The organism is Streptomyces sp. NPDC026673 (assembly GCF_040638135.1).
Classification (GTDB): Bacteria; Actinomycetota; Actinomycetes; order Streptomycetales; family Streptomycetaceae; genus Actinacidiphila.
In genome coordinates this window covers 259816-277371 of the sequence record NZ_JBEZXR010000004.1, presented here as the reverse complement: position 1 = coordinate 277371, position 17556 = coordinate 259816, and the positions used below count along the sequence as shown (strand labels likewise).

At 71.4% G+C, this 17556-nt stretch carries 16 protein-coding genes and 1 pseudogene; 6 read left to right on the top strand and 11 right to left on the bottom strand.

All coding sequences use genetic code 11. The annotated features are described in order from the left end of the window. Positions 1-140: 140 nt before the first annotated feature. Complete coding sequence (locus AB0F62_RS05545) at positions 141-938, bottom strand: DUF1963 domain-containing protein (RefSeq protein ID WP_361792463.1); 798 nt, start codon at positions 936-938, stop codon at positions 141-143. A gap of 67 nt (positions 939-1005) precedes the next feature. Between AB0F62_RS05545 and AB0F62_RS05540 the strand changes: the two genes are divergently transcribed. Further along, the gene (locus tag AB0F62_RS05540; RefSeq protein WP_361792461.1) at positions 1006-1323 is read left to right on the top strand and encodes a hypothetical protein; all 318 of its coding nucleotides are present in this window, start codon (positions 1006-1008) and stop codon (positions 1321-1323) included. A 112-nt stretch (positions 1324-1435) separates the two neighbouring features. On the opposite strand, the pseudogene AB0F62_RS05535 reads toward AB0F62_RS05540, so the two are convergent. The 4 genes and pseudogenes from AB0F62_RS05535 to AB0F62_RS05520 form a co-directional block, all read right to left on the bottom strand. Further along, positions 1436-2407, bottom strand: a pseudogene (locus AB0F62_RS05535) (IS481 family transposase); the annotation flags it as partial. Positions 2408-2695: 288 nt separating this feature from the next. Continuing rightward, positions 2696-3964 carry a sigma-70 family RNA polymerase sigma factor gene (locus AB0F62_RS05530; RefSeq protein ID WP_361792459.1) on the bottom strand — a complete coding sequence of 423 codons (1269 nt, stop codon included), beginning with the start codon at positions 3962-3964 and terminating at the stop codon, positions 2696-2698. Further along, positions 3961-4323, bottom strand: a complete 363-nt coding sequence (locus AB0F62_RS05525; protein WP_361792457.1) for a YciI family protein — start codon at positions 4321-4323, stop codon at positions 3961-3963. The genes AB0F62_RS05530 and AB0F62_RS05525 overlap by 4 nt, the downstream gene beginning before the upstream one ends. A gap of 446 nt (positions 4324-4769) precedes the next feature. Further along, positions 4770-5291 carry an SMI1/KNR4 family protein gene (locus AB0F62_RS05520; RefSeq protein ID WP_361792455.1) on the bottom strand — a complete coding sequence of 174 codons (522 nt, stop codon included), beginning with the start codon at positions 5289-5291 and terminating at the stop codon, positions 4770-4772. Between the two features lie 838 nt (positions 5292-6129). On the opposite strand from AB0F62_RS05520, the gene AB0F62_RS05515 reads away from it, so the two are divergent. Next, positions 6130-6429, top strand: a complete 300-nt coding sequence (locus tag AB0F62_RS05515; protein ID WP_361792453.1) for an antibiotic biosynthesis monooxygenase — start codon at positions 6130-6132, stop codon at positions 6427-6429. Positions 6430-6691: 262 nt separating this feature from the next. Here the strand turns inward: AB0F62_RS05515 and AB0F62_RS05510 are convergent, their stop codons facing one another. Then, on the bottom strand, positions 6692-6955 hold the full coding sequence (locus AB0F62_RS05510) for a hypothetical protein (RefSeq protein WP_361792451.1): 264 nt from the start codon (positions 6953-6955) through the stop codon (positions 6692-6694). A 208-nt stretch (positions 6956-7163) separates the two neighbouring features. Continuing rightward, positions 7164-7466, bottom strand: coding sequence for an antibiotic biosynthesis monooxygenase (locus AB0F62_RS05505; protein ID WP_361792449.1), 303 nt, complete (start codon positions 7464-7466; stop codon positions 7164-7166). A 583-nt stretch (positions 7467-8049) separates the two neighbouring features. Here AB0F62_RS05505 and AB0F62_RS05500 point away from each other — a divergent pair. Then, the gene (locus AB0F62_RS05500) at positions 8050-8907 is read left to right on the top strand and encodes a hypothetical protein (protein WP_361792447.1); all 858 of its coding nucleotides are present in this window, start codon (positions 8050-8052) and stop codon (positions 8905-8907) included. A gap of 95 nt (positions 8908-9002) precedes the next feature. On the opposite strand, the gene AB0F62_RS05495 is transcribed toward AB0F62_RS05500, so the two are convergent. Further along, complete coding sequence (locus tag AB0F62_RS05495) at positions 9003-9242, bottom strand: hypothetical protein (protein ID WP_361792445.1); 240 nt, start codon at positions 9240-9242, stop codon at positions 9003-9005. Positions 9243-9255: 13 nt separating this feature from the next. Here AB0F62_RS05495 and AB0F62_RS05490 point away from each other — a divergent pair, with 13 nt between their 5' ends. Beyond that, positions 9256-11115, top strand: coding sequence for an MFS transporter (locus AB0F62_RS05490; RefSeq protein WP_361792443.1), 1860 nt, complete (start codon positions 9256-9258; stop codon positions 11113-11115). 141 nt (positions 11116-11256) lie between these two features. Here the strand turns inward: AB0F62_RS05490 and AB0F62_RS05485 are convergent, their stop codons facing one another. Continuing rightward, complete coding sequence (locus tag AB0F62_RS05485; protein WP_361792441.1) at positions 11257-12243, bottom strand: helix-turn-helix domain-containing protein; 987 nt, start codon at positions 12241-12243, stop codon at positions 11257-11259. 474 nt (positions 12244-12717) lie between these two features. Between AB0F62_RS05485 and AB0F62_RS05480 the strand changes: the two genes are divergently transcribed. Beyond that, positions 12718-13878 (top strand): alpha/beta fold hydrolase, encoded by a 1161-nt coding sequence (locus AB0F62_RS05480; protein WP_361792439.1) that lies wholly within the window; start codon positions 12718-12720, stop codon positions 13876-13878. A gap of 147 nt (positions 13879-14025) precedes the next feature. On the opposite strand, the gene gap is transcribed toward AB0F62_RS05480, so the two are convergent. Beyond that, positions 14026-15024, bottom strand: a complete 999-nt coding sequence (gene gap, locus AB0F62_RS05475; RefSeq protein ID WP_361792437.1) for a type I glyceraldehyde-3-phosphate dehydrogenase — start codon at positions 15022-15024, stop codon at positions 14026-14028. 147 nt (positions 15025-15171) lie between these two features. Then, positions 15172-16119, bottom strand: coding sequence for a DJ-1/PfpI family protein (locus tag AB0F62_RS05470; protein ID WP_361792435.1), 948 nt, complete (start codon positions 16117-16119; stop codon positions 15172-15174). A gap of 535 nt (positions 16120-16654) precedes the next feature. Between AB0F62_RS05470 and AB0F62_RS05465 the strand changes: the two genes are divergently transcribed. Beyond that, entirely contained in the window at positions 16655-17449 is a 795-nt protein-coding gene (locus AB0F62_RS05465; RefSeq protein WP_361792433.1) for an SGNH/GDSL hydrolase family protein, read from the top strand. The last annotated feature ends 107 nt before the right edge of the window (positions 17450-17556 follow it).

Below are 17556 nucleotides of genomic sequence, written 5' to 3'. Positions count from 1 at the left end.
AACCGACCGCGGGTCGGCGGGCGGTCGGCGATGCCGATGAGCCGTCCCAGGAGAGAAGACCCCCAGGAGTCGGAACCGACCCGTCGCTGCGCCTGCGGACTGACTGGATTGCGCGCGGCGAGCGCCAGGCGGCGCCCGGCTCAACAGCAGTGGATCTTCGCTACGGCCTGGCGGAAGTCCCCGATCGCGAATGCCCTGACCGGGATCGTGAAGTACAAGGTTCCGGCGTCTCCCCAGCCCCATCCGAGGTCCGCGTCCTCCGCCAGTTGCAGCAGATGGACTGCGGGGCCGCCGTCCTCGCGGGAGGTCACCTTGAGCGCGTGTGAAGTGTCCGGCCAGCCGAAGGCACAGTGACTGCCGGCGGTGTTCCCGTCGAGATCGCCCATCTCGCCGAGGATGAGCGATGCCGCCCCCCAGTGCTGTTCCTTGTCGAACTCGACGTCGTCGTCCTCGACATCCCAGCAGTCCGGAAGCATGGTGAGCTCAGCCGCGTGCACAGGGACGGCTGGATGGCTTCTCGCCGGTAGAGGTGCCTGCGTTTCGACCGCGCGTGCCGGATCGGCGGGAATCACACGGGATGCCCCGGGTCCGAACGCGTCCAGTTCCCGGTACTCCTCGTACGGCACGTCCGGGTCGAGGTGGAAGAAGTTGAGCAGGCCGGGCCGTACGGGCAGTTCGTCGCCCAGCCATGCGGCAAGGGCATCGGTGTCCAGCACGGCGAGCAGGGACAGCGGGACCCCGCTCTGTTCGGGCCAGGTGGTACCCGGTTCGAGAAGCGCGGTCCCGCCAAGGCGGCATTGCCCGGTGGCCCGCACCTTGCCCATCGGCCGGACCAACTGAAAGCCGCGGCGGGCCATGGCGGCGAACTGTCGGCCTGCCTTCTCGCCGAGCCGTTCGGCGCATACGCGGCTCAAGTCCGCAGAGCCGTCGAACCGCATACCCGGATCTCCTCCTCCTTGACGCCGTGCAGCGCCGCGGAAGTGCGGCAACCGTGATACTGGAGATGTGTCCGAGACTTCCCTCAGCCTGAGCCGTTACGACGGACCCGCCAGGATTGGCGGCATCGACTTCGCCGAGGTCCACCTCAGCGAGCACGCCGGCACCGAGAGCGGCGAGTCCCGCATGGGCTGGGAGGGGACCGCTGAGGTCACCCGCAGCGAAGCACCGGGCATCGGCCCGGAATGGGCGGTGAAGCCAGGGCCGCTGGAGGTACGCCTGCCGCACGGTGGGGTCGGCAGCGCCAACATCCGTAGCCTCTCACTCACGGACGGTACCTTCTGGGTTGTCGAGTTGCTCGGTGTGGGCCCGTCTCCCATGGCCTAGTTGCGGTGTCTCAGGAGGTTGGTTCCACGGCGTCCTCGAACGTCAGCTGCTGCGGGAAGGTACCGAGCGGTTCCGGCGGCTGGTCGAAGGTGACGCGGTAGTCGCTGCCGGAAGTCCGGCTGATGGGCGGTTTCCCGCCCAGGGCGGCGTGCGGCCGCTCGTGGTTGTAGTAGTTGAGGAAGTCGGCGAGAGCGACGCGCCGTTCATGCTCGGAGGTGTGGTCCCGGATACAGGCCCACTCGCGGGTCAGCGTGCCGTTGTGGCGTTCGACCTTCCCATTCGTCCGCGGCGTGTAGGGCCGGGTCCGCTTGTGCTTCGTGCCCGTCGCGGCGAGCGCGGCAGTCCAGCTCCTGGAGCGGTGGCAGGAGCCGTTATCGGTGAGCACGCGGTGGATCACCGTGATGTCGTGGGCAGCGAAGAACGTCACGGCCCGGTGCCAGAAGGCGACCGTGGTCACGGCCTTCTCATCCTCCAGGGCCTCGGTGTAGGCAAGTCGGGAATGGTCGTCGAGCGCGGAGTGAAGGTAGGTGTAGCCGACCTTCCCGGTGCCCGGACCGGTGCGCTTGGAGGCCCGTGCGGCCTCGGTGCCCACTCCGTGCATGCGCCGGCCACCGCCGGCGGGGATGCGTCCGAGTTTCTTGATGTCGACGTGGACCAGGTCGCCGGGGCGCTCGTGCTCGTAGCGGATGACCTCGCGCAGTTGCTCGCCGGTCGGCGGGTCGAGGTCGCGCAGCCGGTTGAGTCCTCGCCGGACGCGGATGTGGTGCACGGCGGCGGGCGCCATGGTGACGCCGTACAGCCGCTTCAGGTCGGCAGCGAGTCGGGCGGGCCCGTGCTTGGTCTGCCGCCGCAACGCCTCCACCAGGTCCGCGACGTCCTGCCCGGTGCGGGCAGGACTCGTGAATGGGCGCGAGGAGTGGTCGAGGAGGCCGTCCTCTCCGTGGTCCCGCCAGCGTGCGTACCACTTCGCGAGACAGCGCCGGGAGATGCCCGCTAAGGCAGCCACATGGGCGATGGGCCGACCGGCGTCGATGCGGAGGCAGCGGCGTAGTCGCCCCTCCGGGGTCAGTGGTGCGTTGCGGTGCCCGGCCCTCGGCCCCGCCGCTTGGTCGTGCCATGTGTCCCCCTACGGTGATCCAGAAGGCTACGGAGCTTCCCTGATGAACCGCAGCCCTGGCAGCACCGAGGTCTACGCAGGTCAGCCAGGCGCTCCGATCTGAGCCTCGGACGGCCACTGGCCGCCGGAGTCCTGGTCGCCGCGGCCGTCACGGTCGCCCTGAGCTCGAAGGAGTACCAAGCCGGGGCGGCCGACCTGCCGAAGCCGGATCCCGAGGCAGTCTCGGACGAGGACTGGCCACCGAGAGCCCGGTGCCTATGCCCGATGCAGACCGGCGAGGCGTTCGGCCAGAAACTCGCGCTCTGCGTCGTTCCCGGTCAACTCCAGTGCTCGGCGGTAGGCGATCGAAGCCTCCTCCGAGCGGCCGAGGCGATGCAGCAGGTCCGCCTTGATCGCCGGTAGGTACTGGTATCTCGCGAGTCGGCCGTCCTTCTCCAGCTGCGCGACCACTTCCAGCGCCTGTGCCGGACCGGAGACCATCGACACCGCCACCGTGCGGTTCAACGCCACCACCGGTGAGGGCCACACCGACAGCAACTCGTCGAACAGCATCACGATCTGTGGCCAGTCCGTCTGGTCGTAGGACGGCGCCTCGGCGTAGAGCGAGGCGATCGCCGCCTGCAGGACATAGCGGCCCGGCCGACCGCCGCGCAGCCCGTCCACGATCAGGTCGTGCGCCTCGGTCATCGCCCCGCGGTCCCAGAGGGATCGGTCCTGGTCCTCCAGTCGCAGCAGGCGACCGTCGGCGTCGACCCGGGTGGCGCGCCGGGCGTCGGTGACCAGCAGCAAGGCGAGCAGCCCACGCACCTCTCGCTCGTCGGGCATGAGCTCCCGCAGCATCCGGGCCAGCCGAAGCGACTGGTCCACCAGGTCATTACGCACCAGCGATGCGCCAGACGGCGCGGTGTGCCCGGCGGTGAACAGCAGATGGATCACACCGAGCACCGCGCGCAGTCGATCCGGCAGCTCAGCCGCTCCCGGCAGCCGAAAGGGGATCCGCGCAGCCGAGATCTTCTTCTTCGCCCGGGTCATCCGGGCGGCCATCGTCGACTCCGATACCAGAAGCGCCCTGGCGATATCGGCGGTCGTCACCCCGCACACCAGCCGCAACGTGAGTGCCAGCTGCGCCTCTTGCGCCAACGCCGGGTGGCAGCACATGAAGATCAGTCGCAGTCGCTCGTCCGGTACCACGTCCTCCGGCTCGGCGGAGGCCGGTTCGTCGATGGCCACCTCGTCCTCGGTCTCCTCGGGCTCTACCAGCAGCGGGAGTTTCGAGCGGAACGTCTGCTCGCGCCGCACCGTGTCCATCGCGCGGCGCTTGGCTGCGGTAGTGAGCCACGCCTCCGGGATGTCCGGGATCCCGTCGCGGGCCCAGCTCGCCAGGGCCGCGGCATACGCCTCCTGCACGCACTCCTCGGCCAGGTCCAGGTCGCGCGCGACGCGCGCCGTCGCGGCGAGCACCAGGGCCCACCCGCGACGGTGCGCGTCCGAGACCGCCGTTTCGACGTCTGACGGGGACGTCATGCCGCGGCGGGCCGATGCGCGATGAAGCCCCCTTCGACGGGCCGCACCTCGACACCGCCGCCCTGCTGAGTGGCGGGATTGGCCCGAGCGATCTTCAGAGCGGCGTCCAGGTCGGGCGCCTCGATGATGGCGAAGCCGGCGATGACCTCCTTGGCATCGACGAACGGGCCGTCCGTCACCACGTCGTCGCGGATGGAGGTCGCTGTGTCGGTGGCGGGCTGCAGCGCGAATGCCGCTACCAGGGCGCCGGACTCCACCATGTCCTCGAAGTGGCGGTCATGGGCCTCCCGCGCCCCGGGAACGACCTCGGCCTCGTCGACATGCGCCTTCGCGTAGATGAGGATCGCGTACTGAGCCATGACGGCTGTCCTTCCAGGTGCTTGTTGTTGCCTGACACACTTATGTCGAACGGCCGGCCCGGATTCGACAGCCCTCCTCGAAGTTTCTTCGACCGATACCCCGCGACGTGACGATCACCCAAGCAGACGCGGCCGAACCGTGAGGGATTGCCCTCCCGCCGGTCCGTCGCCGATCTTGTCGACCGGGCCGATGAAGAAGGTAGATCTCCTTGCTGACCGGGTCCTCTTTGTCGAGCGAGGGCGTGCACTCCGGCCGCCGATGACCGTGGGTGGACTTCTACACGAAGGCCGTCGCCACTCGCGGAACCAACCTCACGAGACAGCAAACCTAGTGAGCGTCGCCGGACTTCTGCGTGCTCGGGCTTGCGGCGCTACCCGGTCTCACGACCTCGAGGTCGCGGAGCGGGCCCGTTGCTCCGCGACCCGCCAGCGGGACCGTGCCATTCTCAGGGCAGGAATTCGTAGAACGGGCGGTCAGGCGCACGGTTGCGAGAACACACCGTCACGTCCTCACCCCTGAGGTAAGCCACCAACCACTCACCGAACGTCATCACGTAGAGAGTCCACGCCGGGCTGTCAAACTCCTGGACCACCACCCGCCAGGCCGACGACGGGTCGTCGGGAACGCGAAGGAAAACCGCCTCGCCCGTCGTGGCCGTCGCCACCGGCATCAACTCACCAGGGTTCGCGCCCACCGGACTGGGCAGAAACTCCGCCATGTCCTCCTCACGCCAGAACTCAAGATCCCCCCTGATCTGTTCGCCCAGACTGTGCAGAAGATGACCGGCGGGATGGTTCAGATACAACTGCCCGTTGATCTCGATTGAACCGTAGGCATCGACGATCTCACGGAAGTCCGCAGGAAACTCGATACCGAACTCCTGCTCCAAGTCCATCCACGGCGCCGGATCCGACCAGTTGAACCGTGGCTCGCCCAACAAGGCCTCGGTCTCCGCAAGCGCTGCCATCGCCATACCCTTCTCGCACTCCAGCCACAGATCGCAATCTTGCCAGTGAGGCGACAAAGAGCAGACCAGACCGCAGTCTTGCAGCACTTGTTACCGATTTCTCCACCTCGTCAAGGCACCCGGCGTCGCTCACGCTCCGCCGGGCGCGCGGCCCGCGTCCGGCCGTGCCCACGCTCCAGTCTTCCCGAGCTCCTCCAGTGCCGGAGGCAGCAGCTCGGGAACGTCGTAACCGGCCTCTGCCCGAGTGCACGCAGCCAGGCGCCGCAATGCGGGGCCGTCGAGACCGGCCACGAGGGCGTCACAAGCAGCACTTACCACGTCGTAGGGGCCGATCTCCCCGATGCCCCAGAGAGTGGCACAGTGCTGAAGGGCTGCTGATCCAGAAGATGACACCTGTTCATGATCTCGCCCCGTGTACTCGCGCGTCGAACGATGTCAGGTGAGCTGCTTCCGCTCCTGCGGAAGTTGCTCGGGCCGTCTGCGGGCCGTCCGAGGGCAGCCAACGACGACAGACGACGCCAGACGACGCCAGACGACGAGCTTCCCCCTGGTCAGAGGTGGCACGTTGGGTCCACCGCAGGTGCTCACCCACGAAGCTACGTTGAGGGGGGCAGGAGTTTGAATCCCCCAGGTCCGCAAGCCGCCCCGATCCGATCCGCGGGCGGGCGTGAGGGGCCGTGATCTCTCGTGGCACGGTAGCTCCGGCCCATGCCGCCCCGCCGATCTTGGTCATCCCCGCGGGGGCGGGCCATCCGCCGGAGATTCACGCCGAGGCGCGCGGTACGGTTCTGGTCCGATCAAGAATGATCACTGGGCGGATCAGAGACGAGGTCGCGTCATGTTCGCGGTCATCTACCGGTGGCGGCTGCATCAAGGCAAGGAGCAGCAATTCGCGTCGAGTTGGCACCGGATGACAGAGGAGATCCACAACCGCTGCGGCAGCTACGGATCGCGCCTGCACCAAGCCGATGACGGCACCTGGGTCGCGTACGCACGCTGGCCGGATGCCTCAGCCCGCGAGCGGTGCCAGGGCGTCGATCCAGAAGCCCTCTCATCCATGCGTGAGGCGATCGCGGAGTCCTTCCCCGAGATCCGCTGCAATGTGATCGACGATCTGCTCGCCGAACCGCTCGGCTAGTGCTGCGCCCGGAGTCCATGGCATCGCGTGGGTCCTGTTCCGGAGTGTTGCCGGCCGGTGAGAACCGGGCGGTGTGGAGCGGTCGACGCCGCGAGACCACAATGGCGTCATGGACCCGGCCAGCCAGATCATCGTCGCACTGGTCGCCGCGCGCCGGGCGTGACGCTTCGGTGACCCCGCTCGGGTGTCGGCGTCGGCGCCTCGTCTGGCGCCCGTGCCCGTGTCTCCGGGTCCGACTCGGGTACCGGTCGGGCGGGATGCCTCACCCCGCATCGCCGTCCATCCCCGAACGGGGCACGGGCGCAAGGCCGAGTGCGTCCGGGAGCCCCAGGATCCACGCTGCTCGGGCCGGTTCGTGTGAGGCGACGCGTTCCAGCGTCCCGAGGAACCCCAGGCGCGCACCGGAGTCCATCCCGCCGAGCTCGGCGGCGATGCCTTCCAGGGCGTTCAACGCCATGTGCGCATCGTGCCCCACCCGGGTGAGATCCTCCAAGGTCGCCAGCGCCGTCAGAAGCGCCCTGACCACTTCGTCTCCCTGCCCCACGGCTTCCCCCCACTCCGTCACGGCTCACCGGGGAAGGATGCTGTCACCCGCGGGGCTTCCGGGAACACCACCGGCGCCGAAGCTCCACGGCCGCCGGGTCCATCGAGGTCCGGCCCGAACCCCCGCACACCGACCCGTGAGGACGGACCGGTGCTTTCCCGCACTTACGGGAGTCCCCGCCGGGTGACCGTCAGCCCGGCAGCTTCGCGGCGAGGACGTCGACCGGGGTGATGACGGGCGGCACGGCGAACAGGTCGTCGCCCAAGGCCTCGATGCGCCGGCGGACCTCGCCCTGCAAGTGCGTCTCGCGGTCCTCCTCCGTCTCGAAGGCGTCGAAGATGCGGAAAGAGGACGGCCCCAGGCGGAAGGCGAACCACGCCAACGTGCCCGGTTCCGCGTCGACCAGTGCCTTGGCCTCGACCAGGAACTGCGCGACGTCCTCCTCCTTTCCCGGGCGGGCCTCGAATTCCACGAAGAATCCGTACGCGGGCATGCGGGTGCTCCAGGTTCCTGGTGGGAAAGCCCCTTCGGGGCCCGTGACGAGTACGACGCTATCCGTCCGCCCCGGCGCGGAACGCGAAGCCGGCCCGGCAATTCGCCGGAGCGGCCGCGCCGGAGGCTGCTGCCGCCGGGTGCGATCGCATGGGCCCCGTGGTCGTCGGGTCTGCTTCCGGATCCGGGTGTGTTGTCCGCCGTGACCACGATCTCTGCCTCGGGCCAGGTGAACGACTCGTACCGGTCGTGCCTCCGCCGCGGGGGCGTGGCGGCCGTTGTGGGCGGTCTCGCCGTGGCGGCGATGGGGCTGCTCGGCTGCGCGGTGGCCGGGCGGTCCTCCGCGGGAGCGGGCGGCTGCCGACGGCATCGGCCTGAACGCCGGCAGCCTGCTGCATGGGTGGGCGATCGCGTGAACCCACCCGCGGTGCCTGCGGGGGACGGCTGGTGATCCGTCGCGCACGGCAGCCGCGGGGCCGCCGGGAGCGGCGCGGGCCCTGATACCGAGGTGGCGCGGAACCCGATGCCGAGGTGGCACGTCACAGGTGCGAGGGATGGGTGGCGGCAGTGCCTGGGGAGGCGTCATGCGATCGTTCACACTGCTGGGTGTGGTCTGCCTGCTCGCCGCGGGAGCCGTGGGGTGCGGTGCGCAGACGGTGTCCGGCGCCGGCGACAGCGGTGCGTCCGCCGGGCGGATGCGCGAGGTCGCCGAGGCGTGGCGGGGCGCGGAGGCGGCCCGGCTGTGGCGGGAGGGCTTCTACCCGCTGGAGGACGTGGTCCGGCTGCCGGAGGGAGCCTTCCGCACCGACGCGGACAAGCAGGCCTACCTCACACGGAACTTCGCCCTGCGCGGCAAGCTTCCCGGGAAGGCGCCGGAAGGGCGGATCCGCTGGGCGGACGGGACCTCGCGACCCGTCACGCCGATGACCGCGCAGCAGGCGTACGAGCTGCTCGGCAAGGGTTCGACGGGCCGCAAGGATCCGCTGACCGTCACGAAGGCCACGTTCGGCGAGATGACGCTGCTCACCAGCGGCGGTGAGGCGCGTGTCCCCGCCTGGCACTTCACGATCGCCGGCTACGACACCCCGCTGCAGCGGGTCGCGATCCGCCCCGCGAAGTCGCCGGAGGCCCCGATCGACGCCCTGACCGAGGTCACCGACGACTCGATGCCTCTGCACGGGCTGCGGGAGGTCGCCGAGGGCGGCCGCAGTGTCACCGTCCGGGCGGGGCACGGCGCCTGTGACGACGGTGCGGCCGTCGACGTGCTCGAGACCCGCGACAGTGTGGTGCTCTCCGCCTCGATCGTCGGCTCGGGCGACGGCGTGTGCACGAAGCAGCTGGTCATCGACCCGGTGACGGTCCGGCTGGAACGGCCGCTCGGCGGGCGGATCCTCCTCGACGCCTTCACCGGCGCCCCCGTGGCGCTCGTCGCGGTGCCGTAGACCGCCGCTCCGGGTTCCGTCCGGGCACCCCGTACGACGACGGCCGCCACGCCCCGACGGGTATGGCGGCCATCGCGCGCGGTGCCGGTGGAGCGTCAGGCGGCGCTCCGGCGGCGTACGACGACGATGATCACGGCGCCCAGCCCGAGGGCGAGGGGCGCGGAGCCGCCGAGGAGCAGCGCGCCGCCCGCGCCGGTGAGCGCGAGGCCGCCGCCGGATGAGCCCTGCGTGGTGCCACTGCCGCGACGGCCGGGCGGGCGCGCCGCCGAGGTGCTGGCGGTCGCGCCGTGGCGGGCCGCGGGCGGGTGGGCCGGAGGGTCCGGGCCGAGCGGCAAATAGGCAGGTCAAATGCATGTTCTGGGCCGGGCGCGTCGCGGAATAGTTGCCTCGGCATACGGGGTTGGCCAGGGTGTACGCCACACGAACGACCATCACCACGGTCCTTTCCCCGCCCGGAGGCCCCGCTCCATGACGCTCACGACGACCGACCAGCCCGCTCCGAGAGCCACCGGGGCGGTCGTCCCGGTCCTCGCCTTCGCGGGCATCGTTGTCGCGGTGATGCAGACCCTGCTCGTGCCGGTCATCAAGGACCTGCCGCAGCTGCTGAACACGGCCCCGAGCAACGCGACCTGGGTGCTCACCTCGACCCTGCTCTCGGGCGCCGTGGCCACCCCGATCATGGGCCGCCTCGGCGACCTGTACGGCAAGCGCCGGATGCTGATCGCCAGCCTGTCGGTCATGGTGGTGGGCGCGGTGATCAGCGCCGTCACCAGTGAGCTGCTCACGATGATCGTGGGCCGTACCCTGCAGGGCTTCGCCATGGGCGCCATCCCGCTCGGCATCGGCCTGATGCGCGACATGCTTCCGCGCGAGCGCCTCGGATCGGCGATGGCCCTGATGAGCTCGTCGATCGGCGTCGGCGGCGGCCTCGCGCTGCCCGGCGCGGCCCTGATCGCCCAGCACGCGAACTGGCACGCGCTCTTCTACGCCGCGGCCGGTCTCGGCGTGCTCGCCATCGTGCTCGCGCTGGCCGTCGTGCCCGAATCGCCCATGCGTGCGAAGGGCTCCTTCGACCTGCTCGGGGCGCTCGGCCTCTCCGCCGGCCTGGTCCTCTTCCTGCTGCCGATCACCAAGGGCAGCGACTGGGGCTGGTCCTCCGGCACCACCCTCGGGCTCTTCGGCGCCTCCGCCGTCGTCCTCCTGCTGTGGGGCCTGCTGGAGCTGAGGGTGAAGGCGCCGCTGGTCGACCTGCGCACCACCGCCCGCCGCGAAGTGCTGCTCACCAACCTCGCCTCGATCATGGTCGGCGTCAGCTTCTACGTCGTCTCCCTCGTCCTGCCCCAGCTGCTCCAGCTGCCCGCCGCCACCGGCTACGGCCTCGGCCAGTCGATGGTCGTCGCGGGCCTGGCCGTGGCCCCGCTGGGCCTGACGATGATGTTCACCGCCCCCGTCTACGCCCGCCTGTCCGCCCGCTTCGGTCCGAAGATCACCCTGATCCTCGGCCTGCTGGTCATCGGGGCCGGCTACGGCGGCGGCATCGGCCTGATGGACGCCGTCTGGCAGACCGTGCTCACCGCGGTGGTCCTCGGCGCCGGCATCGGTCTGGCGTACTCCTCGCTGCCCGCGCTGATCATCGGCGCGGTCCCGGCCTCCGAGACGGGTGCGGCCAACGGCCTGAACACCCTGATGCGGTCCGTCGGCACCTCGGTGTCGAGCGCCGTGATCGGCATGGTGCTGGCCAACACCGCGAACCACGTGAACGGCGTCGCCGTACCCACCCTGCACGGCTTCCAGGTCTCGTTCCTCATCGCCACGGGCGCCGTCGCCGTCGGCCTGCTGCTCGCGCTCGGCCTGCCCGGCCGGCGCCCCGCGGCCGGGCTGCAGCTGCGCGCGAGCAGCGAGGAGGAGGCCGTCGTGGCGCGGGCGGAGGAGATCCTGAGCGGCTTCCGCGGTCGTGTCCTGGGAGCCGGTGGCGCCCCCGTCGCCCGCGCCAAGGTCACCCTGATCGACCGCCGCGGCCGGCAGGCGGGTTCGACGCTGTCCGCGGAGGACGGCAGCTATGCGCTCGCCGTACCGGCGGAGGGGCCGTATGTGCTCGCCGCGCGCGCCGTCGGGCACGGCCCGCTCGCCTCGGCGGCGACGCACGCCGGTGACGAGCGCCTGGTCGACCTCGACCTGTCGCTGCCCGGGGAGACGATCACGGCCTGAGCGGCGTACGCGGCCGGCGCACCCGCGGCACCTCGGCAATCGGGGTGCCCTCGGCTTCCGGGCACCCTCGGCTTCCGGGGTGCCCGCCGGGTGCGCCGGACGCCGCCCCGTCACGGGGTACGGGGGCTTCGCCGACGCCGTTCACCGAATCGCGGACAGCCGTGTACCGGCCGCCGTCCGCCGGTACAGCACCGTCCGCCCCGACCGGGAGCGGGCGACGAGGCCGGCCTGGTGCAGCACGCCCAGGTGGTAGGAGACCGTCGCGGTACTGAGGAAGTGACGTGCCGCGAGCTGCGTGGTGGAGGCCGGCCGGGCCAGCGCGCTCAGCAGCCCGGCGCGGGTGGGGCCGAGCAGCCTGGCCAGCTCGGCGGACGCGGGCGCCGGCGTGGCGGGCCTGTCGCGTACGGGATAGGACACCATCGGCGGTCGCCGGCCTCCGCGTACCGGGTCCACCGTCACACCCGGCGCCCCGGCGACCAGCGAGGGCACCACGATCACCAGCGGAGCGGCGATCCCCACGGTGAACCGGCTGTCGACGCGCAGCGCGCCGGCCGCCCACCGGATGCCGGGGTGGAGCGAGTTGAACATCCCGTCCGCCCCGTGCCGGGCCAGCACACCGGCGCACCGGTCGACCTCCGAGTCGAGCGCGGCCTTCGCGTCCGTCCAGTGCGGAGCGAAGGCCAGCTCCCAGTAGCGCCGCAGCTCCTCCGCGGCCCGCAGGGCGACGTACCGGCCGCCCCGGCCCATCGCCCGCCGCACTTCGGGCGGCAGCTCCGCCCCGTCCAGCCCGTTGCACGGGCGCCCGTCGCGCAGCGCCTCCAGCTCGCCCAGGACGCGTTCGGGGGGCGTGGACCGGACCCGCTCCAGTTCCTCCTCGACGGTGGGTGAGGGCCCGGCCGGATGGGGACTGAGGAAGTCCGGCACATAGCCGCCGCCGTCCAGCGCCAGTTCCGACAGCAGCGGCAGGCGTGCGCGGCGCAGCACGCGACGGGCGCGCGTGACCCAGGGATCGGCGTCCGGGCCGGGGCGCAGCCCCCATGGCAGCAACGTCGACGCGACCTCGTGCAGCGGCGACACCACGAAGCGGGACCGGGCCAACCCGGCGGCGTCCACGGTGAGTTCGATCATTCTTCCCCTGCCACCCCTCGCCCCCGGACCCTTCGAACCTGCTCGAATCGTGGCACGCGGACTCGCGGTGGCGAACCCGCTTGACGCAGTCTGATGCCCGACGAACTGCAGAGGGCACGGAGACGCCGGAGGGCGGGGGTGCGCGGGATGCGGAGCACACGCGGGGCCGGGAAGGCGCGGGGGACGCGCGGGACGCGGAGCACACGCGGGGCCGGGAAGGCGCGGGGGACGCGCGGGACGCGGAGGCGCGGAGCACTGGCGGCGGTCGCGTTCGCCGCCGCTTCGCTGCTGATGGTGTCGGGCACCTGCACGTCGTCGGCACAGGACCGGGGCGCCGCGGGGCAGGCGGGGGGGAGCGGGGGGCTCTCCGGCACCGCGGCGTGCCCCGGCCTGGAAGGCTTCAGCTGCGCCACGCTGACGGTTCCGCTCGACCACAGCGGTGCCGCACGGGGCCGCCTGGGCCTGAAAGTGGCCATGGGGGACAACGCGGACGCCCCCAAGGGGGTGCTGCTGTTCCTGACGGGCGGCCCGGGCCAGCCGGGCGTTCCCTTCGTGGAACGGCTGAGCAAGGTCCTCGCCCCGGTGCTGGAGGACTACCGCCTGGTCATGATCGACCAGCGCGGTACCGGCGGCAACGCGCTGCGATGCCCCGGGCTGCAGGAGCAGATGGGGTCGTCCGACCTCACGCCGCCCACGTCCCAGGCGGTGCGGGACTGCGCCGCGGCCATCGGTCCCGACCGCCGCTTCTACGGCACGAACGACACGGTCGCCGACCTGGAACTGCTCCGCCGCGCGCTGGGCGTGCGAAAGATGACGCTCGACGGGGTCTCGTACGGCACGTACACCGCCGAGCGGTACGCCCTGGCCCACCCGCGGCACGTGGCGCGGCTGGTGCTGGACTCGGTGGTGCCGCAGACCGGCTACGACCCCATGGACCTTGCCGCCATGCGAGCGGCGCCGCGCGTGCTGAGGGCGGCCTGCGAGAGCATCGGCTGCCGGACGGACCCGGCGGCGGATCTGGCCGAGGTGGTGGACACCTACGGCAACGGCGTCGACGTGCTGGACGCGTTGACCACGTGGGAGTTCGTGGACCCGGACTACGCGGAGATGATCGACGCCCTGCACGAGGCGGCGAACGGGAACCCCGGTCACCTGCGCGGGCTGATCGAGGGTGTACGGCAGGGAAGCGCGGCGACCGCGGAGGAGCTCAGCCAGGGGCTGCACGCCTCGACGCTGTGCCTGGACGGACGGTACCCGTGGGGCCGGTCGGACACCGCGGTGGCCGGGCGCCGGGAGGCGCTGGAGAAGGCGGGCGCGGAACTGACCCCGGCGGACTACGGCCCCTTCGACGCCGCCACGGCCACGGGCCTCGGCTCGATGCTCAGCTGCCTGGACTGGCCGCGCACCCCGGTGCCGCCGCTCCCGAACGAGCACCGCCGGCTCCCGGCCGTACCGGTGCTGCTGCTCGGCGGCGACCGGGACCTGTCGACGCCCCTGGAATGGCTCTACGACCAGAAGAAGCTGACGCCGCGCGCCCGGGTTGTGGTGGTGAAGGGCGCCGCGCACTCGGTGCAGAGCAGGGCGGCGAGCGACGAGGGCCGTCAGGCGGTCTTCGAGTTCCTTCTGAGGCTCTGAGCGTACGGTGGCCCGCTCGGGTGAGGTCCCCGTCAGGCGGCTTGCCGTCGCCGACGGGGCCTCGCCTGCGTTCGGGAGACCACCGGGCGCACGTCACCGGCCCCGCGGCCGGGCGTTCGCGCCCGGCCGCGTGCCGCCGGGTGGCGCTCAGGCGCGCGCGAGCAGTTCGAGGGTGTCGACGACGCGGTTGGAGAAGCCCCACTCGTTGTCGTACCAGGCCACGACCTTGACGTGCCGGCCGTCGACCCGGGTGAGAGCGGCGTCGAAGATCGAGGAGGCCGGGTGGCCGGTGATGTCGCTGGAGACCAGCGGCTCGTCGGAGTACTCGAGGACGCCCTTCAGCTTGCCGTCGGCGGCGGCGCGGTAGGCCGCGAGCACCTGGTCGCGGGTCACCTCGCGGGCGACCGTGGTGTTGAGCTCGACGATCGAGCCCACCGGTACCGGCACGCGGATCGAGTCGCCCGACAGCTTGCCGTCGAGGTTCGGCAGCACCCTGCCGATGGCCTTGGCGGCCCCGGTGGTGGTGGGCACGATGTTCACGCCCGCGGCGCGGGCGCGGCGCATGTCGCGGTGCGGGCCGTCCTGGAGGTTCTGCTCCTGGGTGTAGGCGTGCACCGTGGTCATGAAGCCGTGCTCGATGCCGGCGAGGTCGTCCAGCACGGAGGCCAGCGGAGCCAGGGCGTTCGTGGTGCACGAGGCGTTGGAGACGATCACATGCCGGGCCGGGTCGTACTCCTCGGTGTTCACCCCGTAAGCCAGGGTCACGTCGGCGCCGTCGGAGGGAGCGCTCACCAGGACCCGCCGGGCTCCGGCGTCGATGTGCGCGCGGGCGGCGTCCGCCGAGGTGAAGCGACCGGTGGACTCGAGCACGATGTCCACACCGAGTTCGGCCCAGGGGAGCTTGGCGGGCTCGCGTTCGGCGAGCACCTTGATGCGGCGGCCCTCGACGACGAGGTCGGTGCCGTCGGCCTCGACGGAGCGGCCGAGGCGGCCGAGGGAGCTGTCGAACTTGAGCAGGTGCGCGAGGGACTCGGGGGCCGTGAGGTCGTTGACGGCGACCACTTCGAGGTCGCTGTCGCGCTCGAGGAGGGCGCGGAGGGTGTTGCGTCCGATGCGGCCGAATCCGTTGACGGCGATGCGGGTCATGGAGGGTTCCTTTCGTTTCCGCCCTCCATGGTCGGCACCGGGACGCCGGACCGGCAGTGGCCTGAACGACAGCATGCGCAAGTATCCCGCCAGACCTTTCGCCACCGTCCGCAAGGATCTCGCCACCCACCGGCGGGTCGCGGGCGCTCACGCCGAGAAGGTGTGCCGGTACTCCGTCGGTGAGGTGCCGAGGATGCGGTGGAAGTGCAGCCGCAGGTTCGCACCGGTGCCGAGCCCGACCCGGTCGGCGATCTGCTCCACGCCCAGATCGGTGCGTTCGAGCAGTTCGCGTGCCAGGTCCACCCGGGCCCGGAGCACCCACTGCATCGGTGTGTACCCGGTGTCCTCCACGAACCGTCGCGAGAAGGTGCGCGCCGACACCCGGGCGTTGCGGGCGAGCGCCTCGAGGGTCAGCGGCTCCGCGAGGTGCGCCAGGGCCCACTCGCGGGTGCTCGCGAACAGGTCGCCGAGCGGCTCGGGCACGCTCCGGGGTACGTACTGGGCCTGACCCCCGCTGCGATAGGGCGCCGCCACCAGCCGTCGCGCCACGTGGTTGGAGAGCCCGACGCCGTGGTCGCGCCGTACCAGGTGCAGGCACAGGTCGATGCCGGATGCCGCGCCGGCCGAGGTGAGTACGTCGCCCTCGTCCACGAACAGCACGTTCTCGTCCACCCGCACGAGCGGATGCCGGGCGGCCAGGGCCTTGGTGTAGTGCCAGTGCGTCGTCGCCCGCTTGCCGTTCAGCAGGCCCGTCGCCGCCAGCGCGAACGCCCCGGTGGAGATGGCCGCGAGCCGGGTACCGCGCTCGTGCGCCGCCATGAGCGCGCCGACGACCGCCGCCGGCGGCTCCGTGGTCGCCGGTTCCCGGTAGCCGGGGATGAAGACGGTGTCGGCCCGCTCGAAGGCCTCGAGGCCCTCGGCCACGTGGTAGGACAGGCCGTCCCCGCCCGTCACCAGCCCGGGCGCGGCGCCGCAGACCCGCACCTCGTACGGCATGCTCGGCCGGTTGGAGAACACCTGCGCCGGGATGCCGACGTCGAGCGGCTTCGCGCCCTCCAGCACGAGGACGACGACACGGTGGTTCTCGCGGTTCAACGGGCCTCCTCCGGATCTGCCCCGCCTGCCCTGTGGTGGCGTGGACAACCTCCATCGCAAGCATCCTGCCATCCGGCGGAGGATTCCTCGGAACGTGAGTTCGGCCTCGGGCCGCTCCGGCCCGTCCGCGACCGGGCGCGGAGCGGCTGTTCGCGACGTTCGGCCACGCCCGGTCGGAGCGGGCCGGGAGGCGTGCGGCGGATCGCCCCCGGTCGCCGCCGGCCGATCTGAGGCCGGCTCAGTTCCTCGTGGACCTCCTGGACGGCCCTGTGCGCACCGTCGCCGAGCGGGACGCCCCGGTCCGGCTCGACAGCGGTCCGGTTCCGGGCGGGACGGTGGTGCGCCGTGCGCCATGGGCGTCCGCCCGCCGCCGACTTGCCGGGCCCTCGCCGTGATCCCTTGCGGTGCGGCCACGCGCGTCGGGCGCGGAGTCTACGCGGGGAGAAATTTTAACATTGCATTGTCATGGACACTTCCCACAGCCCCGGATCCGGCGCTACCAAGTGGTAGTCAGCTCTCCGCCCAGGGAGGTTCCGTGAGACGCACCACGTCGTTGTCGGCCCTGACCACCCTCCTCCTCGCCATGGTGTTCGGCCTGCTGCTGTCGAGCCCGGCACACGCCGCCGGGCCCGCCTATGTCGCGCTGGGGGACTCCTACTCGGCCGGCAACGGTGCCGGGAACTACGACAGCGCCAGCGGCAGTTGCCACCGGAGTTTCAGCGCGTACCCGTACCTGTGGAAGAACGCCCACGCCCCTTCCTCGTTCGCCGACACCTCCTGCTCGGGTGCGGTGACCACGGACGTGACCAACAACCAGCTCGGTCCGCTGAACTCCTCGACCGGACTGGTCTCCCTCACCATCGGCGGCAACGACGCCGGCTTCTCCGACGTCATGACCACCTGTGTGGTCGGCTCCGACACCGACTGCGTCAACCGCGTGAACCAGGCCGAGACCTATGCGCGCAACACCCTCCCCGCCCGCCTGGACGCCACCTACAACGCGATCCGCGCCAAGGCCCCCAACGCCAAGGTGGTGGTCCTGGGCTACCCGCGCGTCTACACCCTGAACGTGTTCTGCGTCGGGCTCTCCGACACCAAGCACCGCAAGATCGACGAAGCCGCGGACGTCATCGACGGCGTCATAGCAGCCCGCGCCGCCGCCCACGGCTTTGTCTTCGGCGACGTCCGGGGCACGTTCAACGGCCATGAGCTCTGCTCGGGCGACGACTGGCTGCACTCCCTGGTGGTCTCGCCGAGCTGGGAGTCCTACCACCCCACCGCCAAGGGCCACGCGAGCGGCTACTACCCGGTCCTCAACGCCAACAGCTGACCACCCCCCTCCCCGCACCCGGGGCCGGTCCGGTCCGGCCCCCTCCGGCGACCCCGTACGGCCGTGCGCGAAGGTCCGTACGGGGTCGCGTCATGCCGTCACCTGCC